21 protein-coding genes are annotated in these 22,397 nt (G+C 68.9%); 14 read left to right on the forward strand and 7 right to left on the reverse strand.

The window, feature by feature from the left end; all coding sequences use genetic code 11:
• The first annotated feature begins 59 nt into the window (after window positions 1–59).
• Together AC07EJ_RS00550 and AC07EJ_RS00555 are read left to right on the forward strand one after the other, a co-directional pair.
• Complete coding sequence (locus AC07EJ_RS00550) at window positions 60–506, forward strand: molybdenum cofactor biosynthesis protein MoaE (protein WP_478883419.1); 447 nt, start codon at window positions 60–62, stop codon at window positions 504–506.
• A gap of 121 nt (window positions 507–627) precedes the next feature.
• Window positions 628–1,086, forward strand: a complete 459-nt coding sequence (locus tag AC07EJ_RS00555; RefSeq protein WP_389486339.1) for an SRPBCC family protein — start codon at window positions 628–630, stop codon at window positions 1,084–1,086.
• 63 nt (window positions 1,087–1,149) lie between these two features.
• On the opposite strand, the gene AC07EJ_RS00560 is transcribed toward AC07EJ_RS00555, so the two are convergent.
• Window positions 1,150–2,106: an alpha/beta hydrolase gene (locus AC07EJ_RS00560; protein WP_389486337.1), complete on the reverse strand. Its 957-nt coding sequence runs from the start codon at window positions 2,104–2,106 to the stop codon at window positions 1,150–1,152.
• Between the two features lie 189 nt (window positions 2,107–2,295).
• Here AC07EJ_RS00560 and AC07EJ_RS00565 point away from each other — a divergent pair, with 189 nt between their 5' ends.
• The 3 genes from AC07EJ_RS00565 (at window position 2,296) to AC07EJ_RS00575 (ending at window position 4,729) form a co-directional block, all read left to right on the forward strand.
• The gene (locus tag AC07EJ_RS00565; RefSeq protein ID WP_389486335.1) at window positions 2,296–3,183 is read left to right on the forward strand and encodes a helix-turn-helix transcriptional regulator; all 888 of its coding nucleotides are present in this window, start codon (window positions 2,296–2,298) and stop codon (window positions 3,181–3,183) included.
• 162 nt (window positions 3,184–3,345) lie between these two features.
• Window positions 3,346–4,041, forward strand: a complete 696-nt coding sequence (locus AC07EJ_RS00570; RefSeq protein WP_389486333.1) for a L,D-transpeptidase family protein — start codon at window positions 3,346–3,348, stop codon at window positions 4,039–4,041.
• Window positions 4,042–4,456: 415 nt separating this feature from the next.
• Entirely contained in the window at window positions 4,457–4,729 is a 273-nt protein-coding gene (locus AC07EJ_RS00575) for a hypothetical protein (protein ID WP_389486331.1), read from the forward strand.
• Window positions 4,730–4,750: 21 nt separating this feature from the next.
• Here the strand turns inward: AC07EJ_RS00575 and AC07EJ_RS00580 are convergent, their stop codons facing one another.
• Window positions 4,751–5,401, reverse strand: coding sequence for a TetR/AcrR family transcriptional regulator (locus tag AC07EJ_RS00580; protein ID WP_389486329.1), 651 nt, complete (start codon window positions 5,399–5,401; stop codon window positions 4,751–4,753).
• Window positions 5,402–5,440: 39 nt separating this feature from the next.
• On the opposite strand from AC07EJ_RS00580, the gene AC07EJ_RS00585 reads away from it, so the two are divergent.
• Complete coding sequence (locus tag AC07EJ_RS00585) at window positions 5,441–6,910, forward strand: FAD-dependent oxidoreductase (protein ID WP_478883420.1); 1,470 nt, start codon at window positions 5,441–5,443, stop codon at window positions 6,908–6,910.
• Here AC07EJ_RS00585 and AC07EJ_RS00590 read toward each other — a convergent pair.
• Entirely contained in the window at window positions 6,907–7,692 is a 786-nt protein-coding gene (locus AC07EJ_RS00590) for an SAM-dependent methyltransferase (RefSeq protein ID WP_389486325.1), read from the reverse strand. The genes AC07EJ_RS00585 and AC07EJ_RS00590 overlap by 4 nt on opposite strands.
• Window positions 7,693–7,948: 256 nt before the next feature.
• Complete coding sequence (locus tag AC07EJ_RS00595) at window positions 7,949–9,094, reverse strand: S1 family peptidase (protein WP_478883421.1); 1,146 nt, start codon at window positions 9,092–9,094, stop codon at window positions 7,949–7,951.
• Between the two features lie 372 nt (window positions 9,095–9,466).
• On the opposite strand from AC07EJ_RS00595, the gene AC07EJ_RS00600 reads away from it, so the two are divergent.
• Window positions 9,467–10,234 carry an NPP1 family protein gene (locus AC07EJ_RS00600; RefSeq protein WP_389486321.1) on the forward strand — a complete coding sequence of 256 codons (768 nt, stop codon included), beginning with the start codon at window positions 9,467–9,469 and terminating at the stop codon, window positions 10,232–10,234.
• Between the two features lie 83 nt (window positions 10,235–10,317).
• On the opposite strand, the gene AC07EJ_RS00605 is transcribed toward AC07EJ_RS00600, so the two are convergent.
• Complete coding sequence (locus tag AC07EJ_RS00605) at window positions 10,318–11,187, reverse strand: transposase family protein (protein WP_393589731.1); 870 nt, start codon at window positions 11,185–11,187, stop codon at window positions 10,318–10,320.
• 282 nt (window positions 11,188–11,469) lie between these two features.
• Here AC07EJ_RS00605 and AC07EJ_RS00610 point away from each other — a divergent pair, with 282 nt between their 5' ends.
• The 5 genes from AC07EJ_RS00610 (at window position 11,470) to AC07EJ_RS00630 (ending at window position 17,494) form a co-directional block, all read left to right on the forward strand.
• Window positions 11,470–12,036 carry a glycerol-3-phosphate responsive antiterminator gene (locus tag AC07EJ_RS00610; protein WP_389478671.1) on the forward strand — a complete coding sequence of 189 codons (567 nt, stop codon included), beginning with the start codon at window positions 11,470–11,472 and terminating at the stop codon, window positions 12,034–12,036.
• Window positions 12,037–12,265: 229 nt separating this feature from the next.
• Window positions 12,266–13,567 carry an MFS transporter gene (locus tag AC07EJ_RS00615; RefSeq protein ID WP_389478673.1) on the forward strand — a complete coding sequence of 434 codons (1,302 nt, stop codon included), beginning with the start codon at window positions 12,266–12,268 and terminating at the stop codon, window positions 13,565–13,567.
• A 117-nt stretch (window positions 13,568–13,684) separates the two neighbouring features.
• Window positions 13,685–14,461, forward strand: coding sequence for an SDR family oxidoreductase (locus AC07EJ_RS00620; protein ID WP_389478675.1), 777 nt, complete (start codon window positions 13,685–13,687; stop codon window positions 14,459–14,461).
• A gap of 68 nt (window positions 14,462–14,529) precedes the next feature.
• Window positions 14,530–15,993 (forward strand): FAD-binding oxidoreductase, encoded by a 1,464-nt coding sequence (locus AC07EJ_RS00625; protein ID WP_478883422.1) that lies wholly within the window; start codon window positions 14,530–14,532, stop codon window positions 15,991–15,993.
• A 70-nt stretch (window positions 15,994–16,063) separates the two neighbouring features.
• Window positions 16,064–17,494, forward strand: coding sequence for an FGGY-family carbohydrate kinase (locus tag AC07EJ_RS00630; RefSeq protein WP_389478678.1), 1,431 nt, complete (start codon window positions 16,064–16,066; stop codon window positions 17,492–17,494).
• Between the two features lie 398 nt (window positions 17,495–17,892).
• On the opposite strand, the gene AC07EJ_RS00635 is transcribed toward AC07EJ_RS00630, so the two are convergent.
• Window positions 17,893–18,321: a pyridoxamine 5'-phosphate oxidase family protein gene (locus AC07EJ_RS00635; RefSeq protein ID WP_478883423.1), complete on the reverse strand. Its 429-nt coding sequence runs from the start codon at window positions 18,319–18,321 to the stop codon at window positions 17,893–17,895.
• A gap of 212 nt (window positions 18,322–18,533) precedes the next feature.
• Between AC07EJ_RS00635 and AC07EJ_RS00640 the strand changes: the two genes are divergently transcribed.
• Both AC07EJ_RS00640 and AC07EJ_RS00645 read left to right on the forward strand, forming a co-directional pair.
• Entirely contained in the window at window positions 18,534–20,420 is a 1,887-nt protein-coding gene (locus tag AC07EJ_RS00640; protein ID WP_478883424.1) for an SMI1/KNR4 family protein, read from the forward strand.
• A gap of 78 nt (window positions 20,421–20,498) precedes the next feature.
• On the forward strand, window positions 20,499–21,335 hold the full coding sequence (locus tag AC07EJ_RS00645; RefSeq protein WP_389478682.1) for a hypothetical protein: 837 nt from the start codon (window positions 20,499–20,501) through the stop codon (window positions 21,333–21,335).
• Between the two features lie 55 nt (window positions 21,336–21,390).
• On the opposite strand, the gene AC07EJ_RS00650 is transcribed toward AC07EJ_RS00645, so the two are convergent.
• Entirely contained in the window at window positions 21,391–22,350 is a 960-nt protein-coding gene (locus tag AC07EJ_RS00650; RefSeq protein WP_478883425.1) for a phosphotransferase family protein, read from the reverse strand.
• Window positions 22,351–22,397: the final 47 nt, after the last annotated feature.

The raw sequence follows: 22,397 nt of genomic DNA on the forward strand, positions 1-22,397 counted from the left end.
GCCCAGGCGGGATTTCCTGCGTCCCGCACACACCACACCCACCACCTCGGGATCGAACCATGCCGCACACTCCAGCCCCCTCCGGCCCTCCCATTCAACTGCTCGCGCTGCGCGACACCCCGCTCTCCCTGGACGAGGTGTACGAGGCGGTGGGCGATGACACCGCCGGAGGTACCGCCGTCTTCATCGGTACGGTGCGCAACCACGACGGGGGCAGGTCGGTGGACGCCCTCGAGTACAGCGCCCACCCCGGCGCCGGGGGAGAGTTGCGCCGGGTGGCCGAGAAGGTCGCCGCCGACTTCCCGGTCAGCGCCCTCGCCGCCGTCCACAGAACGGGCCGTCTGGAGATCGGTGACGTCGCGGTGATAGCGGCGGTCTCCTGTCCGCACCGCGCGGAGGCCTTCGCCGCCTGCGCCCGCCTGGTCGAGGACCTCAAGCACGAGGTGCCGATCTGGAAGCACCAGTTCTTCTCGGACGGCGACGAGGAGTGGGTCGGCGCCTGCTGACGCCCTACCGCTGGTCACTCTGGGTGTGTGCGGCTCTGCGCCTGCCTCGACCCGGCCGCCGTGCGGGACACTCGGCCGTCACATAGGGTCGCGGTGCTGCTACGACAAGGCGGGAGTGCCCATGTCAGGACAGTTCGAAGCGACGTTCGTGGTCGCACGGCCCGTCGACGAGGTCTTCGAGTACCTCGCCGACGGTCGCAACGATCCGCAGTTCAGTCCGCGGGTGCTGAAGATCGAGCGTGTACCCGACACCCCGACCAACGTGGGCACCGTCTTCCGGAGCACCGTCAAGGACGCCGGGATGAGGTCCGCGAGGGAGTTCCGCATCACCGACCTCGACGCCCCCGTGAAGATCCGGTGGGCCGAGGTGTCGAAGAACAGTGTGATGGCACGTGAGGGCGGCTACGACCTGGAGGGGCTGCCCGACGGCGGGACCCAGGTCCGCATCTTCAACGTGCTGGAAGGCCACGGCGTGGGCAAGCTCCTCGTCGGTCTGGCGCTCTCCGCCGCCCGTAAGGACGCCGACGCCTTCGGGGCCCGGATCAAGGCGGCGGCCGAGGCGGCCATCGCTCCCAGCTGACCCCGCCCCGCCCCGCCCCGCCCCGGCGCGCAGCCACGCCGCGCCGCATCACGCCACGCGCGTCTAGACCGCCGACGCGAGCCTGTCGTCCTCGCGAGCGGGTGTCAGGTGGCTGCGGAAGAAATCCGTCAGCCGGGCCACCGCGGGCGTCACGTACTCGTCCTTGTCGTACAGGTCGACGTGTACCGCGCCGTCGATCCATACGAGTTCCTTTGGGCCGCGCGCGTGCTGGAACGCGTGCACACTCATCCAGGAGGTCACCGCCTCCCGCCCGACGATCATCATCAGGGGACGCGGCGCGATCAGGTCGACGCGCACGAAGGCGTCGAAGCCCGCGATGCGGTCGACGCTGCTCCAGGTCAGCGCCTTGGCGGACCGGGGATGCCGCGCGCGCGGAGTGCAGTAGTAATCCCAGCCCTCGAACACGTGCGGTCCTGCCTGGCGGGCCTCCTCCTCGGTGGCCGGGAAGAGGCCGAAGCGCTGGACCCCTTCGCCGCGCGCCTCGGCGCTGCGGGCCTGCGCCGCCGCGTCGAGCATGCCCTGGAAGACGGCCGGGTCCTGGCTGCCGTCCGCGCCGAGGCGGAACTGGCGGGAGATGTCGACGGCGCTGACCGTGCCGACGGCCCTGATGCGGTGGTCGGTCGCGGCGGCCGAGAGCGTGTAGCCGCCGGAGGCACAGATCCCCAGCACCCCGATGCGTTCCGGGGCGACCTCGTTCCGGGTGGTCAGGAACGAGACGGCCGCCTTGAGATCCTCGACGCGTTGGCCCGGGTCCTCCAGGCCGCGCGGCTCGCCCGCACTCTCGCCCTGGTAGGCGGCGTCGAAGGCGAGGGCGATGAAACCCCGGTCGGCGAGGCGCCGCGCGTACAGCCCCGCGGCCTGTTCCTTGACGCCGCTGCCGGGATGGCCGACGACGACCGCCGGTCCCGGGGCGGCGTCCACGCCGTCCACGCCGTCCGGGGTGTAGAGGTGGCCTGCGAGCGTCAGGCCGCCGCTGGGGAAGGTGACGTCGATGCGCATGGTGGTTCACTCCAGTCGTGCGTCGATGGGGAGGGGCCTCGCGGGGGATTGGGCGGCGGGCCCGGTGGGCGCCGGCTTCCCCTGGCCACGTCACCACCATCGGCTCGCCCGCCACGGGGTGCCAGGGAGGGCCCTGCCTATGCGCGCCAGTACCAGGCACGCGGCCGTGCCCGCGAGGACACTGGAGGGATGGCATCCGCGAACACTCCGGCCGGCGGCAATGAGCTGGGCGACTTCCTGCGCTCCCGCCGCGCCGGCCTCGACCCGCAGCGGGCGGGCTTCCCGGACGACGGCCGCCTGCGCCGCGTGCCGGGGCTGCGCCGGGAGGAGCTGGCCCAGCTCGCGCACGTGAGCATCGACTACGTCGTCCGTCTTGAACAGGGGCGCACCCGCCGGGTGTCCCGTCCCGTCCTCGACGCCCTCGCCGACGCGCTTCAACTCGTTCCGGACGAGCGTTCCTACCTCTTCACGCTCGCCGACGCCGCCCCCGCCACACCCGCGCGCCGGCTCGGCCGCCCGGAGGTCGCACCGGAGCTGCGGCAACTCCTCGACACCATGGAGAACGTGCCCGCCATGGTGCTGCACCGCGGCATGGACGTGCTGGCCTGGAACTCCGCTGCCGTCGCGCTGCTCACCGACTTCGGCGCCCTCGCCCCGGCCGAGCGCAACCTGATCCGGCTGACCTTCCTCGACGCGAACTTCCGTGATCTGTATGCGGATTGGCCCCGCGCCGCCCGCGAGTGCGTCGCTGTCCTGCGCATGGAGACCGGCCGCACCCCCCACGACCCGGCGCTGGCCGCCCTGGTCGGTGAGCTCAGCGTCCGCGACCCCGACTTCCGTACCTGGTGGGCCGGCCACCAGGTACGCGGGCCTCGCCGGCTCACCAAGACCTACGTCCACCCGGTGGCGGGGAGTCTCACTCTCGACGTCCAGCAGTTCACCGTGGACACCCACCCCGAGCAGTTCCTCGTCGCCTACACCGCCCCACCCGACTCCCCGTCCCACGAGGCACTGCGCTTCCTGCTCCAGTGGTCCGCCACACCCACGACCACCCGCGCCCCACATACTCCTCACTAGCGCAGGACGGGCGCAGGACGGGCGCGATGGCTGGCGCAGGCCTCGGAATGGTCACCATCAGGTCCCAGCCCGAGCACCCGTGCAACCTGAGCGACCCGTGACCGGTCTACCTGGCAGAGAACGCTTCGAGCGCATCGAGCGCCCTGCAAGGAAAGGCCGACCATGGGGGACGTACGCAGACGGGGAGCCGTCGCACTGGGGATCACCGGACTCGTCGCACCGCTGACACTCGCACTGGGCGCCGCGCCCGCGCAGGCCGCGAGCTGCACGACCTCGACCGGTCCCTATCAGAAGCAGGTGGAGGGGTTCCTCGGCCGGCCGGTCGACGGAAAGCAGTCCGCCGCCGACTGCAAGGCCGTCCAGGCTTTCCAGAACAAGCACGGGATCACCCCGAACATCGGCTACGCGGGGCCTGTCACGTGGGGCGTCATGGACCTCATGAACAAGCAGAAGGCCGTCGGCAGCAATCCCAACAAGGCGGGCAAATGCCCCGTCAACAAGGGGCGCATCGCCTGTGTGAACCTGACGCTGCAGCTCAGCTGGATCCAGGACGGCAAGAAGCTCGTCTACGGGCCGGTGCCGGTCCGCACCGGTCGTAACGGCTACGAGACCCGCACCGGCCTGAAGAAGATCTACTGGCGGCACATCGACCACGTGTCGAGCATCTACAACGTGCCCATGCCGTACAGCCAGTTCTTCGACGGCGGCCAGGCCTTCCACTCGGTCGGCGTGAGCATGTGGAACCCGCCCGGCTCGCACGGCTGCGTCAACATGACCAGCACCACCGCGAAGAAGTTCTGGTCCCTGCTGAAGACGGGCGACGACGTCTACGTCTACGGCCGCAAGCCGGGCACCTGATCCCAACAGGCGGCCGCGCGTTCCGCGTTGTCCTCGTTCCCCTGCTCTTATACGTTCCAGGTACTGGAATTGACGAACAGTCATGGAACGGAGCGTGCGGTGACGTCGGGGGAAACGAACGGTGGCGAGCTGATCGGCAAGGTACTCGGGGGCGTTACCGCGTCACCTCGATGATCGGGCGCGGCGGCATCCACTGTGGCGGATACGGGCGGCGGCCTGCGCCTCCCGCTAAGCGCGCGCAGGGCAAGGAGCCGGGCCCGGCATCGGACATCTGGTCGCTCGGCATGACGCTGTACGCGGCGGTCGAGGGCACGTCGCCGTTCCGCCGTACGTCGGTGTGGTCGACGCTGGCGGCGATCGTGACGGAGCCGCTGCCGGACGGGCCCCGGCCCCTCCCACGTCCAAGCCGAGCTCGGTGTCGAAGAGTTGCAGCGGCTGGACCCACCGCGACCCGAACCCGGGCACGTACGGCTACATGTCCGGCAGCTACCACATCGTGACCGGGCCCTACCAGACGTGCTCCTCCGTCGCGCTGGCCGAGAACGGCTCGAAGCTCTGGTACCACTGCTCGGTCGTCAACGCGTACGGCCACAACTGGACCTACGCCCGGGTGGCGGGAACGAACACGTCGGGCTGGATGTCCAACGACAACCTCACCAACCAGTCGGGTGCGTCGACGCGCTTCTGAGCCCTCCCCGGCAGCAGCGGCTCAGCCCGTCCCGTAGCGCGCTTCGATCCCCGCGATCACCAGGGCGAGACCGTCCTCGAAGTGCTGCTCGTAGTCCTCGAAGATCTCCGCGCCCGCCGCGGCCGACAGCGGGAAGTCGGCCATCCGGCGGGCGCGTTCGTCGATGTCGTACCCCTCGCGGCGCTCGCCCGGCAGAGGTCGGACGCCCTGTTCCTCGGTGACGAAGCCGAGCGTGTACACGTACGCGGTCGTGGTGGCGCGCACCGCCTGGGCGAGCGTGAATCCGGCGTCGGTGAACAGCCGCAGCGTCCTTTCCATCTCCACCGCGTGCAGTGTGCCGGTGAAGCGTGAGCCGCTGAAGACCTTGGCGCCGTCGCGGTGGCTCAGGAGCGCGGTGCGCAGACCGCGGTTCGCCGTCACCAGGCGCTCCCGCCAGGTGGCGTCGGGCGTGAGCGGGTCGTCGGCGGTCATGCGGCGGTACATCTCCGTCGCCATCTCGTCCAGCAGCTCCTGCTTGTTCTTGAAGTGCCAGTAGAGCGCGGGCGCCTGAACGTTCAGCTCCTTGGCGATGGCGCGGAGCGTGAGGCCGTCGAGGCCGACGTCGTTGAGCAGGCGCAGTGCGGTGTCGACGACCTGCGTCTTGTCCAGCTTGGGGGATCTCCGGGTAGCCACGCTTGACAGTTTAACGCCGTTAAGCGCATGCTGCGAAGCATGGAACTTAACGGCGTTAAGGAGCTGGCCATGGACACCCGTACAGACGCGATCACACACACAGACGCGATCACACACACCGAGGTCCTCGTCGTCGGCGCCGGGCCCACCGGCCTGGCCCTGGCTGTCGACCTGGCCCGGCGCGGGGTCGACGCCCTGGTCGTCGAGCGGGCGGACGCGCTCTTCCCCGGGTCGCGAGGCAAGGGGATCCAGCCCCGCACGAGGGAGGTCTTCCACGATCTCGGCGTGCTGGACGCGATCCACGCCGCGGGCGGCCCCTACCCCGTCGGGATGATCTGGCAGGACGGCGCGCGGGTCGGCGAGCACAGGATGTTCGACCCGGCGGAGGCGAGCGACGACTCCCCGTACACCGAGCCGTGGATGGTGCCGCAGTGGCGCACGCAGCAGATCCTGTCCGAGCGGCTCACGGAGCTCGGCGGCCGGGTGGAGTTCGGCCGTGAGCTGGTGGCGGTGGAACAGGACGCGGACACGGTGACCGCGGTCTTCGCCGCCGGAGGCGCGGTCCGCGCCCGGTACGCCGTGGCCGCCGACGGCGGCCGCTCGACCGTGCGCCGCGCGCTGGGCATCGCCATGACCGGCGAGACCGTCGACCCGCATCCGATGCTCGTGGCGGACGTACGCATCACCGTCCTCGACCGCGACAACTGGCATGTCTTCCCGCCCCGCGAGGGAGGCGACGGATTCCTCGCGATCTGCCCGCTCGCCGGCACCGAGGACTTCCAGGTGTCCGCGCAGTTCCCCGAGTCAGCCGTGCCCGACCTCTCACTCGACGGCATCCGCAAGGTGGTCGCCGCGCGCTCCCACCTGGCGCCCGAGGACGTGACCGAGCTGCTCTGGGCCTCGGACTTCCGGCCAAGGGCCGCGCTCGCCGACCGCTTCCGTGCAGGGCGCGTCCTCCTGGCCGGGGACGCCGCGCACGTCCACTCGCCGGCCGGGGGGCAAGGGCTGAACACCAGCGTCCAGGACGCGTACAACCTGGGGTGGAAGCTGGGCGCGGTCCTGCGCGACGGCGCCCCGGAGTCCCTCGTCGAGACGTACGAGGAGGAGCGCCGCCCGGTCGCCGCGCACATGCTCGGCATCTCGACGGGCGTCCACCGCGGCGAGATCCGCCGCGGCGAGGCGACCCGCCAACTCGGCCTGGACTACCGCGAATCGTCGCTCGCGGTGGACACCCGCACGACCGCGGGCCCGGTGCGCGCGGGCGACCGGGCGCCGGACGGAACGGCGGACGGCATCCGACTCTTCGACACCTTCCGCGGGCCCCACTGGACGCTGCTCACGGTCGGCACGGACACCGAACTCCCCGCGCTCGGCGTCCCCACCGTCCGCATCCCGGCGTGCGAGGCGTACGGCACGGGCGTACACCTCGTCCGGCCCGACGGCTACGTGGGGTGGGCGGGCGACACGGCCGACGGCCTCGCGGAGTACGCGCGCCGCATGGGCCTTTAGGGCACGCGAGCGACCCCGACGTAGAAGCCGCTCAGCTCCTTCTCGGGCGCGGGCGAGTCCTTGTACCACCGCGTCGACGTCACCAGACCCGGATCCACCAGCTCCAGGCCCTCGAAGAACGGTTCGACCTCGGCCCGTGTACGCATCCGCAAGGGGATCTCGCCCTTCCGGTACGTGTTCTTCACCGTCTTCGCGAGGTGCGGGTGCTCATCGGTGGTGCCGTGGGAGAGCACGAAGTAACTTCCCGAGGGCAGGGCGTCGATGACGGTCCGCGCCAGGCCGTAGGGGTCCTCATCGTCGGTGATGAAGTGCATCAGGGCGACCATCGACAGCGCGACGGGCCGGGTGAAGTCCAGGAACGTACGCGCGTGGTCGAGAATGACCTGGGGCTGACGGACGTCCGCCTCGATGTAGTCGGTCGCCCCCTCGAGGGTGCTGACCAGCAAGGCCTGCGCGTGCCGCAGCACGATGGGGTCGTTGTCGGCGTACGCGACCCGCGCCGACGGCACGATGGACTGCACGATCTGGTGCAGGTTCGGCTTGGTCGGTATGCCCGTGCCGATGTCGAGGAACTGGTCGATGCCGTTTCCGGCCAGCCAGGCCGCCGCGCGGTGCATGAACGCCCGGTTGCGCACGGCGCTGAGGCGCGACTCCGGTGGCAGCTTCTCCGCGACTTCCCTGTCGACCGGATAGTTGTCCTTGCCGCCCAGCAGCCAGTCGTAGACACGCGCCGGATGGGCCCTGCTCGTGTCGATGCGGCTTCCGGAGGACTGTGCCGTCATGCGTGACTCCAGCGTGTACTAGATCGCCGACCGACTCACCGGGACCGCTGCGTGCCCCTGGGTCAGGCCGTGAAGGACCTCGCGATTATGTCACTGGCCACGTCGTCGCGCAGAGTTGTCAGCGTGAGGCCGCCACAGGTCATCTCACCTCCGGTGACGGTGAGTTGAGGCAAGAGGACCGGGGGAGGAGACGGGCTCCCTACGGCGGGCGGCGCCTTCGACGCCGTACCGGGCCCGTCTCCTCTCAGTGCGCCGGTCAGGCCGTGTTCAGGGTCAGGCCGTACCTGTTGAGGATCTCGTTGATCGGCTGGTACCAGGTCTCGCCGCCGCCGGAGCAGTCGCCCCAGCCGCCCGAGGTGACTCCCTGGGCCTGGTCACCGCTGATGAACGAGCCGCCCGAGTCGCCCGGTTCGGCGCACACGTTCGTCTTGGTCATCTCGTGCACCGCGCCCTGGCTGTAGTTCACGGTCTCGTTCTTGGCCAGCACATTGCCGCAGTGCCAGTGCGAGGTGGAGCCCGAGCGGCAGATGGACGCGCCGATCGGGGCCTCGGCCGAGCCGCGTACCAGCTGGTCGGGGACGGTGCCCCAGCCGAGAACCACGGGGACGGTCCACCAGCCGCTGCCGACGTTGACCCAGGCGTAGTCGTTGTCCGGGAACGACGACCCCTGGAAGTTGCCGATGTACGAACCGTCCCAGCCGTTCACGGCGGCGCCGGCGCCGCTGCAGTGGCCGGCCGTGACGAATCCGCCGATCACCGAGAAGCCGATCGAGCAGCGCACGTTGCCGGTGTAGTAGGGATCCCCTCCCACCGTGCCGGCGGCGAGGGTGCGGGGCGCGTGGGCCGTCTTCCCGACGGTGACAGGACCCTCCTCACGGGCCTGCGCGAGGAAGTGCTTGACATCGTTGTCTCCCTGCCGTCCGGCCAGGGTCTCGATCACGATCCGGTTGGACTGCGGATCGACGTGCCAACTTGCCACGCCCTTGGGGGCCTCGAGCGCGTCGATGTGCTCCTTGGCCGCGTCGAGCTGCTTGGCCGTGTACTTCACCAGCTTGGCCTCGGCGCCCGTCGACCGTACGGCCGCGGCCTTGTTCCGGTCGGTGACGGCCACGGTCAGCCGGCCGCTCTCCGGTGTGAACCACGCGCCGCCGTAGGACGATCCGGCGGCCCGCCGCGCCTTTCCTTCGACGGCCGTGGCCTTTTTCTCCGCGCTCAGCCGTGCCTCGGCCTGGCTCTTGGTGAGGCCGAAGTCGCGCTGCATCGCGGCGAGCACGGCGCCGGAGGCCGGTGCCTTCTCGTCCGCGGGGGTGGCGGCACCGGCCGAGGCCGGCATGAACCCGGCCGACACTCCGGCGACGAGTAATGCGGACAGGGCGATGCGCAGGGGTTTCGTGCGTCTCATGGGTTGGCCCTTCGTTGTTCCAGCTTCGTGGGGGTGGAACAGCAAAGCCTGGGAGCGCTCCCAGGAAATGCCCGCTGGGAGCGTATCGAAGGATCATGGGCAGGTCCATGCCAATGAAGGCCTCCGTCTCGGCCAACGAAGGCCTCCGTCTCGCGGATCAAGTGCACAGCCGTGGTGGGCCAGTTGGCTTTGGTAGCCGCCCCCGCCCAGTCAACGTCCAGCCCCTGTGGGCCTGTTGACGACAGCGCGGACTCTTCATCACTGCGCCACATTGCCGGGGTTCGTTGGGCAACTGAGGCACGGATGATGACGAGGGCATGCCATATTCGATCGCGCGTGTCCCACACCCCCACGGTTTCCCAGGAGGACTCAGTGAAGAAGAGCTCACGGATCCGCAGAGCGGCATTCACCCTCGGCAGCGCCGTCGCGCTGGTCATCGTTTTCCCGGGCATCGCGCTCGCGGACCCGCCCCCGGCGCTGCCCGCCAACGCGGACGGCCTGGAGCAGACGTTCCAGCCGGCCTACGACTACGACGGTGACGGCTGCTACCCGACGCCCGCCATCGGCCCCGACGGCACCATCAACCCCGGCCTCAACCCGTCCGGGGCCGTCAACGGTCAGTGCCACGACTCCTGGGACCTCGACAGCACCAACGGATACGCCCGCTCCAAGTGCAACAACGGCTGGTGCGCCATCATCTACGGCCTCTACTTCGAGAAGGACCAGGCCGTCGCGGGCAGCGGTCTCGGCGGGCACCGCAACGACTGGGAACACGTCGTGGTGTGGGTGCAGGACAACGAGGCCAAGTACGTCTCCACCTCGGCCCACGGCAACTTCAACGTCTACAGCCGTGACCAGATCCTCTGGGACGGCACCCACCCCAAGGCCGTCTACCACAAGGACGGCCTGGGCACGCACTGCTTCCGCCCCGCGACCGCCAACGACGAGCCGCCGGAGAACCACCGTCACACCTGGCAGTTCCCGAGCCTCGTCGGCTGGAACGGCTACCCCGCGGGCCTGCGCGAGAAGCTCAGCCAGGCCGACTTCGGCAGCGCGGTCTTCGGCCTCAAGGACGGCAACTTCAACTACCACCTCGAGAAGGCCGAGCCGGCCGGCATACCCTTCGACCCCAACGCCTGAGCAGGGACGGGCCGGTCGGCCATCTAACGAGCTCGTGCATGGTTGGCGGTGGCGTGTCGAAGGCCGTGGGTTCGCCGTCGTGTTCACGTTCGCGTACCGCTGCCCAGGGTGGCGCTCTGTTGGTGGGAGAGGAGTCCGGCGACGCCTTGGATGATGTCGCTCATGTGCTCACGTCGGCCGTGGTGTCGGGCGAGGGCCCGCCAGTTCTTGAGATGGCCTATGCCGTGCTCGACTCGGATGCGGCGCGAAGAGTGGGCTTTGCGCTGGCGCTCGTGCATTTCCTCGTACCACTCGGGCGGATTCTTCTTGAACTTGCGGTGCGGTGGCGTCACCACGCGTCCGGCCGTCTGGGCGCCCAGTCCTTGGTAGCCGGCGTCGGCCAGGATTTCCACGGCCGGCCCGTTGGCCAACAGCTTGACCAGGCCCAACTTCCTGGCGTGGGTGATGTCCGCGCAGCTGGCAGGCTCGGCTGGGCTGCAGAACAGCAACCGCCCCTCGGCGTCCGTGACGACCATCGACTTCACGGCGTTCTGCTTGTTCTTGCCGGAGATGAACTTCTCGCGGTCCTTGCGCCCGGCGGCCGGGCGGCGGACGCGGATCTCGGTGCCGTCGATGATGCCGGTCTGTCCGTCGGCGCCGAGGTGGTCGATGACCTCGGCGAGGGTGCGAAGTCGGATGTCGGGTGCGATGGTGCAGCCCCGTTCAGCGAGCAGCGGCCGTATTTCACCGATCGCACGCGTGATGGTGGAGCGGTCGACACCGAACCAGCAGGCCAGGACGTCGTGCGTGGCGCCGTGGCGCAGGCTGACCAAGGTCGCCAACAGTCGGTCGATGAAGACCAGTTTGTGTTTGGCCCCGGCACCCACTGCCCGGCGACGGGGCCGCGACTCCAGCTCGGCCTGGTGCCGCTCATGCCACAACGGGCCGATCTCGGCGACGAGTTCAGCAATCACTTCGGGGGTCAGCCCGGTGATCCGCTGACTTCGGATGATTGCTGCACGTGCCCGGATCCCCACCACACAGACCATGATCAACGATCATGCTGTCGACGCGCCACCGCCAACCATGCACGAGCTCGTTAGGGCCTGACAGGGGCACCGCGTCCGGCCGCCGGCCGGGCGCGGCTGCCCACCGGTCCGTCCAGAGGGAGGTGGCGGGTCCCGGCGCCGGGAAGTTACCCTGCGCTGCGGCGCTGATCGGCGGAGATTGGCCGCCGATCCCATGGGAGGTCTTTCGTGGACGTGTCACTTCCGGTCCTCCTCGAGGACCATCCGGTCATCGCCAGTGTCATCGACGACGACGGGCTGCGCGCCGTCCTGGACTCGGAGTGCAAGGTCGTCTTCCTGCTGTACGGGTCGCTGCTGAACCTCCCGGCGATCGTGCAGCAGCTCAAGGACAGCGGAAAGGTCGTCCTGGTCAACGTGGACCTGCTCGAAGGGTTCAGCGGCAAGGACATCGTGGTGCAGTACGTGAAGGAGCACACCTCGGCCGACGGGGTTCTCAGCTCCAAGGCGCACATGGTGCGCGCCGCCCGCGAGGTCGGCCTGTTCGCCGTGCACCGGTTCTTCCTCATCGACTCGAAGTCGTACCGCAATCTGGCGCCGCAGGTCCGCCAGTCCAAGGCGGACTGTGTGGAGATCCTGCCGGGCTGTATGCCGCGGGTCATCTCCTGGGCCGTCCAGGACATCGAAGTGCCCCTCATCGCGGGCGGGCTCGTGTGTGACCGCGAAGACGTTTTCGCCGCGCTGAAGGCGGGGGCCGCGGCCATCGCCTCGTCGAATCGTGACGTCTGGGCCATGTAAGGGAATGTGACGCTGAACTCTATTGACACTGTCGATCGGCCCTGCCTAGCATGGCGAACGCACCCGGAGTTCATGTCCTGGACACGGGCGCGATAATCAAATAAGGGTTCCGGCCTCGCGCCGGGACAGTTACTAGAGACCAGAGAACAGTAACCTCCGAACATCGGAGTTTGCTGTTCTTTTTTTGTGCCCATTTCCTGTCCACGACGAGGTGGCTGCGGTGATCCGGATGAACAAGGCCCAGAAGTGGCTGAGCTTCTTCGCGCTCTCCATGACCGGCGGAATCATTTTCCAGGTCGCCTACATAAGGTTCGTGTACCTCGAACCTACCTATACGGCGCTGAATCTCAGCTCGCAGCAGTACGGGAACATCATCTCGGCATTCGGTGCCGTGGCCATCGTCATGTATTTCTTCGGCGGCTGGTTCTCCGACAAATTCTCGCCGAAACTCCTCATCGTTGTTTCGCTCGTCGGAATGGGAATCGCCGATATTTATCTCGCCACCGTTCCCGGCTTCTGGGGAGTAGTGGCGGCGCACATCGCGATGGCTGTCGTCGGCATGGGTCTGTACTGGTCCGCGCTGGTGAAGTCGATCAGCATGCTCGGCGACTCCGGCGAGCAGGGCCGGCTCTTCGGCTTCCTCGAAGGCACCCGAGGCATCGTCTCGACGGCCATCGGCTTCGTCGGGACGGCGATCGTCGCCGCCTCCGTCGTGCCCGCGCACGGTGTCCTCGCGCTGATCCGGATCTACGGCGTGCTGAGCTTCGTCTTCGCCGCGATCGTGTGGTTCGTCGTCCGCGAGGACAAGACGAGGCTCGCCGGGCTCGACTCGGCGACCGTCACCCTCAAGCAGCTCCTCGCCGCGGCCCGCAACCGTTACACCTGGCTCATCGGCGGCACCGCCATGCTGATGTACTGCTTCTACACGACGCTCGGCTACTTCTCGCCGCTGCTCCAGGACAACTACGGCGTCTCCGCCTCCATGATCGCCGTCATCGGGGTCGTGCGGTCCTACGTCTTCCAGTTCGTGGCCGGGCCCGCGGGCGGCGTCGTCGTGGACAAGGTGACCCGCTCCAGCGCGTTGTTCCTGCGCTGGATGTTCGCCGGCAGCGCCGTGCTCGCCGCCCTCTTCCTCGTACTGCCGCGCACCGCCTCGCTCGCCTGGCTCGCGCTGGTGATGATGTTCGTCCTGTGCGCACTGGTCTTCGCCTCGCGTGGCGTCTACTGGTCCACGGTCGGTGAGGTGGAGGTCCCGGAGCAGGAGCGCGGGGGAGTCATCGGGTTGGCGTCCGGGCTCGCGTATCTGCCGGATGCGTTCCTGCCGTCCCTGTGCGCCTGGTGGATCGGCGACTCCTCGGCCAGCCCGAGGGTGCCTCAACAGGGTGGCGGCTACAGCGCGCTGTTCGTCTTCCTGCTCGTGGCCGCACTGCTTGGTCTGGTGATGACGACGCTCACCGCCCGCACCCGCAGGCGTGAACTGGCCGCCCGGGACACGGCTCCCGTCAGTGACTGCGTGCCTGCGGGGGTGTGATCGCCGGGTCCTTCGGCTCACCGCCCCGAGCGCGTAGAACGTATCCATACAAAGATTTACAAGCATCGTAAATATTCGTAAAGAGTCACGAAGAGTAAGAAGATCGGCAGGCATCACATGGACATCACGGACTTCTCCCGGGACTTCTTCTCCCTCGACGGGAAGAACGCGATCGTCACCGGGGGCAACACCGGCCTCGGTCAGGCGTTCTCCCTCGCCCTCGCGAAGGCGGGCGCCAACGTCCTCGTCCCGGCGCTCGCCGACGACGGCGGCGAGACGCGCAAGCTGATCGAGGCCGAGGGCCGGCGCATGGAGTTCCTCGAGGCCGACATCACCGGCGCGGGCGTGCCCCGGCGGGTCGTCGAGACTTGCGTGGACACCCTCGGGTCGGTCGACATCCTCGTGAACTCGGCGGGCATCTGCAATCTCGCCTCCGTCGAGGAGTTCGACCGTGCCGAGTGGGACCCGATGCTGGCCGTGAACCTCACCGCCCCCTTCGAACTCGCCCACGAGGCAACGAAGTTCATGATCCCGCAGCGCTCCGGGAAGATCATCAACATCGCCTCGCTGTTCTCCTTCCTGGGCGGCCAGATGTCTCCCGCGTACGCCGCCACCAAGCACGGCATCGCCGGCTTCACCAAGGCGTACTGCGACGAACTCGCCCAGCACAACATCCAGGTCAACGCGATCGCCCCGGGCTACTTCGCCACCAGGATCACCGAGGCCACGCGCGCCGACCCCGAGACCAACCAGCGCGTCCTCGACCACATCCCGGCCGGCCGCTGGGGCGATGTCGCCGACCTCATGGGTGCCACCGTCTTCCTCGCCAGCCGCGCCGCCGACTACGTCAACGGCCATGTCCTGACCGTCGACGGCGGCTATCTCGTCCGCTGACCCCGACCCGACACCCACTTCTCCCTCACCCCCACACGTACACACACGTACAAAGAAGGTTGATCCACATGGTGCAGTCCGCATCGAAGCTGAACCGAGAAGAGATCGTCGACCGCCTCACCTCCCTGGTCGGCGCGGGCGCGGTCGTCACCGACGAGCAGCAGCTGCGCGAGGCGAGCGTCGACCGCTTCAAGAAGTACCAGGCGGTGCACGGCATCTATGACGCCCCGCCGCCGGCCGCGATCGTCAACGCCAGCAGCGTGGACGACGTGTCGAAGGTGCTCGCGTTCGCCGACGAGAACCGCATCAACATCGTGGCCCGCACCGGCCGCACCGGCACCGAGGGCGGCCTGGAGACGGCCGTCACCGACACGATCGTCCTCGACGGCTCGGGCCTCGACGAGATCATCAAGATCGACGAAGAGAACATGCAGGTCACCGCCGGGTGCGGTGTCCAGCTTCAGGTCCTTGAGGACGCGCTGCGCGCCAAGGGCTACACGACCGGACACTCCCCGCAGTCCAAGCCGCTCGCGCAGATGGGCGGGCTCGTCTCGACGCGCTCGATCGGCCAGTTCTCCACGCTGTACGGCGCGATCGAGGACATGGTCGTCGGCCTGGAGGCGGTCTTCCCCGACGGCACCGTCAGCCGTATCAAGAACGTCCCGCGCCGTGCGACCGGCCCGGACATCCGGCACATCGTCATCGGCAACGAGGGCGCCCTGTGCTACATCACCGAGGTCACGGTGAAGATCTTCAAGTACCAGCCGGAGAACAACGAGTTCCACGGCTTCCTCGTCGACGACATGGCGACCGGCACCGCCATCATCCGCGAGGTCGTCGTCGGCGGCTTCAAGCCGTCCGTCGTGCGCGTCTACTCGCCCGAGGACGCCGGCCAGCACTTCTCGCACTTCTCGAAGGGCAAGTGCGTCGTCGTCTTCGTCGCCGAGGGCCCCAAGGGCATCGTGCGCGCCACCAGCGAGGAGATCGAGCGCGTCGCCGCGCAGCACGCGCACGAGAAGGTCGACCCGAAGCTCATCGAGGCGTGGTTCGACAACCTCAACTGGGGCCCGGACAAGATCGAGGCGGAGAAGGAGGTCATGCGCGCCAAGGCCGAGCTCGGCTACACCACCGAGGTCTCCTGCGACTGGTCGAAGGTCACCGAGCTGTACGGCGCGGTCATGAACCGCATCCGGACCGAGTACCCGCACGCCGACGACCTCACCCTCCTCGGCGCCCACTCCTCGCACAGCTACCAGACGGGTACGAACCTCTACTTCGTCTACGACTACAAGATCAACTGTGAGCCGGAGGAGGAGATCCACAAGTACCACGTGCCGCTCAACGCGATCATCGTCGAGGAGGCGCTGCGCGTCGGTGGCTCGATGGTCCACCACCACGGCGTCGGCAAGTACCGCACCGCGTGGACGAAGCAGGAGCACGGCAGCGCCTACCACATGCTGGCCAAGCTCAAGGAGGCGTTCGACCCGAACGGGATCATGAACAAGGGAACGATCTTCCCGCTCGACGCCTGATCCCCAACTGTCGTACAGGGGGCTGCCGTTGCCCGGCGGCCCCCTCCTCTCTCGCACCCCGGAGTGGGCCATGACTCGCTACTTCATCGGCATCGACAACGGCTCCCAGAGCTCGAAGGTGACCGTTTTCGACGAACACGGCCGGGCCGTCTGCGAGGGACGGCAGAGCCTGCGTCCGTACGCCACCCCGCGCCCCGGCGTCGTGGAACACCCGGACGACGACCTGTGGACGTCGATCGGAGAGGCCAGCCGGCAGGCCATGGCCGCGTTCCCCGGCGACGTGGCCGACATCGTCGGCGTCGGCCTGTGCACGATCCGCTTCTGCCGGGCCGTCCTCAAGGCCGACGGCACACTCGCCCAGCCGGTGATGAGCTGGATGGACGCACGGGTCTCGCGCCCCTACGAGCACACCCTCCCCGAGGCGCGGTACGTCACCACGTCCTCCGGCTACATCAGCCACCGCATGACCGGCGTCTTCCAGGACACCGCCGCCAACTATGCGGGCGATTCATGGCCGTTGGACTCCGGCACCTGGCAGTGGACGACAGACGACACCGTTCTCGCCAAGTCCGGCATCCCGCGCGAGATGCTCTTCGACCTGGTGATGCCGGGCGACGTCCTCGGCACGGTGACCGCCGCCGCGGCCCGCCACACCGGCATCCCCGAGGGCCTGCCCGTCGTAGCCACCGCCAACGACAAGGCAGTTGAGGCCCTGGGCTGCGGACTGCGCGCCGGTGACACGCTCCTGATTTCCCTCGGCACCTACGTGGCCGGCATGACCGTCGGCGACAGGAACGTGCCCGACGCTTCCGACTTCTGGACCAACTACGCCTGTATGCCGCACTCCTACCTCTACGAGAGCTTCGGCGTGCGCCGCGGCATGTGGACGGTGAGCTGGCTGCGCGACCTGCTCGGCGAGGAGGCGGTGGCGTCAGCGCGCGCCGCCGGCCTGTCCGTCGAGGACTACCTGAACGCCGAGGCCGCGAAGGTCCCGCCGGGCTGCGACGGCCTGATGACGGTGCTCGACTGGCTGGCGCCCACCGACGCCCCGTACCGCAAGGGCACGATCCTCGGCTTCGACGGCCGCCAGGGCCGCTTCCACATGTACCGCTCGATCCTCGAAGCGCTCGCCCTGTCCATCCACGCCACCGGCACCCACATGGCCACCGAACTCGGCACCACCTACCGGCACACCGTCATCTCCGGCGGCGGCTCCGGCTCCGACCTCATGATGCAGATCTACGCCGACGTCTTCGGCATCCCGGCCCACCGTGCCGAGGTCAACAACGCGGCGGGGCTCGGCTCCGCGATCTGCGCGGCGGTCGGACTCGGCGCGTACAAGACGTTCGACGAGGCGATCGACGCGATGGTCCGCCCCGGCGCGGAGTTCACACCCGACCAGGCCAACCACGACCTGTACCGGCGCCTCGGCGAGGTGTACCGGGACATTCGCGAGCACACGGACGGGATCTACCGACGTTCGTACGACGTCTTCGGCTGACGGCTGACGGCTGACGGCTGACGGCTGACGGCTGCGCGCATCGCTCAACCCAGGTGATGCCGTAGCCGCAGGGTGAGATGGAGGGGCAGCGCCCGGGGTGCGCCGAACCATCGGCCGGCAGTCGGAGGGTGAGCGTGGCCGCGTGGACCCCGCGCACGATGATCTGTGAACTGATACCTCCGAGCGGGGCAGGCCTGTACGGCACCTCGGCGTCGTCGCCCGCGGAGCCGGAGGTGATGACCCCGCCCGCGCTGTCGAAGACCGCGGCCGCCGTCCCGGTACGGCGCACCAGCTCGTGCAGGACATCTGGGCGCGCAGGAACGCAACGGCCCGCGCGGTGGTGCCACGACCGCGCGGGCCTTGTTTTTCGGCGGCGTCCGCGTCGCCGCTCGTAGGTGTCAGACGGAGCCGAGGTCGGCCGACAGCCAGTGCTCGGGGCGGAGATGGAAGGTGACCTGCGCGCCATGCTCGGCGGTGGCCGCCTTCACGTATCCCTCGACCTTGTCGGCGGGCAGATAGCGGGCCGCGAGATCGGTCAACTCCTGGACGGTGGACGTGACTTCCGACGTCACCGAACCCTCCACGGTCACATAGCGGACCGTGGGTTCGAGGTGTTCGACCATGAGCGAGACACGGCCGGCGGCCCTGATGGCCTTCGCCTTGGCGGAATCCCGGCCGGTCATGAACCAGAAGGCGCCGCCCGGCTCGTACCAGTACCAGATCGGGACCGTCAGGGGCGCACGGCCGGGCTGTGCACGTGCGACGGCCAGGGCGGCGATGTGGGGTTCGGTCAGGAACGCCTCGCGCTCGTCGAGCGGAAGGGGCATAGCGTCTCCTCGTGTATGTCGATCACGTCGAGCAGGTCGAGATGCAGTCTTCAACGCCGGTCGGGAAAGAGAACGGTGAACACACCGGCGGGTATTCCGTCGCGAGAACCAGGCCCTTGCGAGGGCGCCGTACGGGACGCGCGCGGCGGTGAAGCCCCGTCCCGCAGGGCGACCATGACCGGCTGTCAGTGGCGGGTGCCACGATGGCGCGCATGGAGATCTTCGAATGGGGGCCGCTGCTCAAGCGGTGGAGCGAGGAATGGCTGGAAGGGACGGCCGCGGAGGAGCCGGAGGAGTTCGAGGAGCTGGACGAGGAGATCGTCCGGCGCCGCTGGCTGGGGTTCGACCCGGCCGGTCCGGCGCGGCTGGTGGCTCTGGAGGAGCGGCTCCGAGGGCTGGGGACAGAGGTTCCACTTCCGCCGTCCTTCCGCTCCTTCCTCGAGACGTCGGACGGCTGGCGCCATGCCGGCGGCTTCGTCCATCTGCTGGCGGGGGTGGATCGCGTCGCGCCGTACGGAGATCCGTACGGCCTTCAGCCGATGTACGAGGAGCAACTCGACCAGGACTCGGCCGAGGAAGAAGTGCTCAGGGCCGGGATGTGGGGCCGGGCGCTGCAGTTGTCGCTCGACTCGGATATGACGGATGTGCTGCTCGACCCGGGCGATGTGGGCGCCGACGGGGAGTGGGCGGTGTACGTGTACCACGGGTGGGGTGGTGAATACCCGGAGCGGTACGACTCGTTCCGCGCGTTCATGGAGGACATGTACAAGGAGTTCTACCGCCTGGCCGGCGGCCACTCAGGCTTCGAGAACGTGGTGACGCGTGAACTCGACGCCAAGGTGGAGGAGGCCCGACTTGCTTGCCTGAGAGGCGAGTTGGACGAGGCGCTCGCCGTCTTCCGTGAGGCGGGGGACCTCGGCAGACCGCGGGCGGTCCTGCTGGCCGCCCAGCTGCGGGCGCTGCTCGACGGGCGCGGCTGGGTGCCGGTCGACCCACGCATGGACGATCCGCTGTACGCGGGCGAGGTGCTGCCCCTGAAGGTGCGCGATCACCTGCGCGAACACCGCAGAGACGACACCTTCGTACTCGGCCCGGCGACGGAGGACTACGCGTCGGACCGGGAGAGGGCCGGTGTCGTCCTGGAGGAGATCAGGCAGCGCAAGTACCAGTACACCTCGCCCGGCCCCTTCGGGCGCGCGGTCGGGGAGGCCAGGGAACTGGCGCGCTGGGGTGACACGGACCGCGCGTGGCGGGTGCTCGCGGCGGCGGTACCGCAGTGGGAGCCGTACGGGGAGGACCACGTGGCGCCGTTCGGCCTGCTCGGGGACCCGCTGCTCGGACCGCTCGTCACACCGGAGCGGGGCCGGCAGCTGCTGATGACACCCCGCGCCGGTCAGGAGGGGGTGATGCCCGCGCCGGCAGCCGTCGAGGGGGAGGCGGCTCGCGACGGGCTCGCGTGGCTGACGCATCACCAACCCAGGGTTGAGCTGCGCAGAGACGCGTACCGTTTCGTATTGGTGGAGGGCATACGCCCCGAAGAGCTGGCGAAGCGGTTCGGCACGGGCCCGTTGGAGCCGATGGAGAGCGAGTGGGACTCCTGGGATCTCCCGTTCTCTCGGCAGCACGAGCGCCGCGGCCCCGTCGCCCGTCTCGGCGCTGTCGACGGCTGGAGCTTCGCCTTCGAATCGGCCCGATGGCCAGGCTTCGACCGCACCCGTCTGACCCACCCCGGCACCGAGCTGTCGCGCGGCACCCGGGCCCTCACGGTCTGGTGGGAGCCGGGCCTGTTCCACCTCGCCTTCGCCGAGGACGGGCAGCAGCGGTACGCCTTCACGGTGCAGGAGGCGGAGCGCCACCAGACAGGCGACATCCCCGCCGAGCTCTACCCGGATCACCTGTTCCCGGACCCGGCCGGCCCCGCGACAGACCTCTCGGACGAGAGTCGAGCGCTGGAGGCGATAGCGACGAGGTTCGGGGTCTCCCTGCCCGAATTCGCTCTCAACCACGGCAGATTGCCGACGCTCCCGACACGCCCGTGGCTCAGGCCTCCGGAGCCGAGGGAGGTGCAAGCGAGACTCACGTTCACGCGCCACCGGTAGGGGTCGCATGGATGTGGCACCGGCTCGACGCCGGAAACGGTTTTGTGCGGGGTGGTGGGGTCTCGTACGGTCACGACCATGAACATCACGGTGGGTGACCCGCGCAGGCTCGGAGTGGCCGGGCCCGAGGCGAGGCTGCGGTTCGAGGCGGAGCCACAGGAGTCGGGGTCCGGGCCGGGGCGCAGGGTGCTCGCGGTCGACGGAAAGCCTGCCTTTGAGCTCAGCTTCTGGTGTGGGTCATGCCAGTTCCTGTTCCGGCGGCTCGAGGGTGCCAATGAATCGCTGTCGTTGGCGGGTGCTCAGGACCGCCTCGCCGGGCAGCTCCCGGACCTGGATGACGGTGTGCTCGACGCGTTCGGCACTCTGCTGCCGGAAGGCGACTACCTGCCCTTGCTGTTCAGCGTCGAGCCACGCCTGGTCGTTCCGGGCCAGGAGGGTGACTACTTCAGCCAAGAACAGGTGGCCACGTGGGGCCTCGACGCGTTCTGGGGACTCCCGGAGTACCCGCACACGCCGTACTACCGCACGTTCGAGACCGTGGTCGATGACGAAGCCCATCTCTACGAGTTCGTCGTGCCCATGGTGCCCCCGACGTGGAACGAGCGGGAGCGGGTCGAGGAGTACGCCGAGCAGATGGAGCGGGGCACGGTGCCGACGGCCGTGGCCGTGTCGACCCTGGATGTCTGCCAGCCCGCGATGGACCGGTCGACCGACTACTACACGCACTGGGGGCTGACCCATTTCCTGCTCGACGGCCACCACAAGCTGGAGGCAGCGGCATCCGTAGGGCGTCCCGTACAGCTCTTGTCGCTCCTGGCCCTCGGCGAGAGCCTGTCCGAAGCCAGTGATCAAGACCGGCTGGCGGCTCTGCGTTCCCAGCCTTCCAAGATCCGTGGGGCTCGACGGGCTCACTGACCTCGGGCGCACTCCGATTGGGCTGCTCTCGCTTTGGCTCTGTGGACAGAGGCGCTCAGGCGTGGACCAGCTCCAGCGCCTTGTTCAGGTTGTGTTCGGCGATGGACGCCATGAACGCCCGGTCGGGGAAGTCCCCGTCGAGCAGCCTCAGCGGGCCCGCCGTCAGTGAGAGCCGCTGGGCCAGCATGTAGAGCGCGAGCCGGTCCTCGTCGAGTCCGTCCACCCGCAGTGGCTGATAGGCGTCGTGCAGGCGGATCCGCAGGAAGGCGTGCTCCCACTCGACATCGAAATACATCAAGCCCTCGATGTCGATCACCACCGGGTTCCCGCCCGCGTCCACCAGCACGTGATCCGGCCCCAGTTCGCCGTGCACGACCGCGTACTCCGCGCGCGGCCGTACCGCCGCCGCAAGACTCAGCAACCGCTCCTCGAGCCGTTCGCGCGCCCGCGCGATCCGGGGATCACGCGATGCCGCCTCGGCGAGGTCGCGTAGCGCACGGTCCAGGACGACCCCCTCGCCCGACGTCCCGCGCGATGTGCCTCCCCCGTCGACCACGGCCACCTTGCCGTACGCGGGAGCTCGATGGTGCCGCATCGACTCCAGCGCCTCCCCGAGCCGGACCATGACCGGGTCGGCCGCGCGGGGGTCACGTGCGAGCAGTTCCTCCAGGTTCTCGCCCTGGAGGTCCTCGACGATCGCGAGGTCGCCCGGGCAGTGAGTGCCGTCGCGGTCGAGGAGACGGATCGCCGGGACGCGGACGCCCAGCGCGTCCAGCCGCGCGTGTGCGGCCTCGAACAGGTCGAGCCCGAGACCGGGGGAGAACGGGTCGGTGAGGTCGTCGTCCCCCTCGGCCGCCGGCCAGTAGTTCTCGGCGTCGTCCCACAGGTAGGCGATCGCCGTGGTCGCGTCGTCCATCACCAGGCGGTAGACGCCCTTCTTGCTACCGCCCGCGACGCGCTCCACCGCCTCCAGCCGACGCCCGCCACCCAGCGCGGCCCGCACTGCCCCGGTCAACTGATCCCGCGCCACTGTTCCGGGTGCCACAGTCCGAACCGCCTCTC

The organism is Streptomyces sp. NPDC045026, from assembly GCF_056432625.1.

Bases quoted from the DNA above. Each gene is read 5' to 3' on its own strand.
- AC07EJ_RS00620 (WP_389478675.1), top strand. From the start codon at position 13,685: ATGGACATCACGGACTTCTCCCGGGACTTCTTCTCCCTCGACGGGAAG.
- AC07EJ_RS00590 (WP_389486325.1), bottom strand. From the start codon at position 7,692: ATGACGGCACAGTCCTCCGGAAGCCGCATCGACACGAGCAGGGCCCAT.
- AC07EJ_RS00630 (WP_389478678.1), top strand. From the start codon at position 16,064: ATGACTCGCTACTTCATCGGCATCGACAACGGCTCCCAGAGCTCGAAG.
- AC07EJ_RS00640 (WP_478883424.1), top strand. From the start codon at position 18,534: ATGGAGATCTTCGAATGGGGGCCGCTGCTCAAGCGGTGGAGCGAGGAA.
- AC07EJ_RS00625 (WP_478883422.1), top strand. From the start codon at position 14,530: ATGGTGCAGTCCGCATCGAAGCTGAACCGAGAAGAGATCGTCGACCGC.
- AC07EJ_RS00615 (WP_389478673.1), top strand. From the start codon at position 12,266: ATGAACAAGGCCCAGAAGTGGCTGAGCTTCTTCGCGCTCTCCATGACC.
- AC07EJ_RS00565 (WP_389486335.1), top strand. From the start codon at position 2,296: ATGGCATCCGCGAACACTCCGGCCGGCGGCAATGAGCTGGGCGACTTC.
- AC07EJ_RS00645 (WP_389478682.1), top strand. From the start codon at position 20,499: ATGAACATCACGGTGGGTGACCCGCGCAGGCTCGGAGTGGCCGGGCCC.
- AC07EJ_RS00560 (WP_389486337.1), bottom strand. From the start codon at position 2,106: ATGCGCATCGACGTCACCTTCCCCAGCGGCGGCCTGACGCTCGCAGGC.
- AC07EJ_RS00635 (WP_478883423.1), bottom strand. From the start codon at position 18,321: ATGCCCCTTCCGCTCGACGAGCGCGAGGCGTTCCTGACCGAACCCCAC.
- AC07EJ_RS00585 (WP_478883420.1), top strand. From the start codon at position 5,441: ATGGAACTTAACGGCGTTAAGGAGCTGGCCATGGACACCCGTACAGAC.
- AC07EJ_RS00550 (WP_478883419.1), top strand. From the start codon at position 60: ATGCCGCACACTCCAGCCCCCTCCGGCCCTCCCATTCAACTGCTCGCG.
- AC07EJ_RS00570 (WP_389486333.1), top strand. From the start codon at position 3,346: ATGGGGGACGTACGCAGACGGGGAGCCGTCGCACTGGGGATCACCGGA.
- AC07EJ_RS00595 (WP_478883421.1), bottom strand. From the start codon at position 9,094: ATGAGACGCACGAAACCCCTGCGCATCGCCCTGTCCGCATTACTCGTC.
- AC07EJ_RS00555 (WP_389486339.1), top strand. From the start codon at position 628: ATGTCAGGACAGTTCGAAGCGACGTTCGTGGTCGCACGGCCCGTCGAC.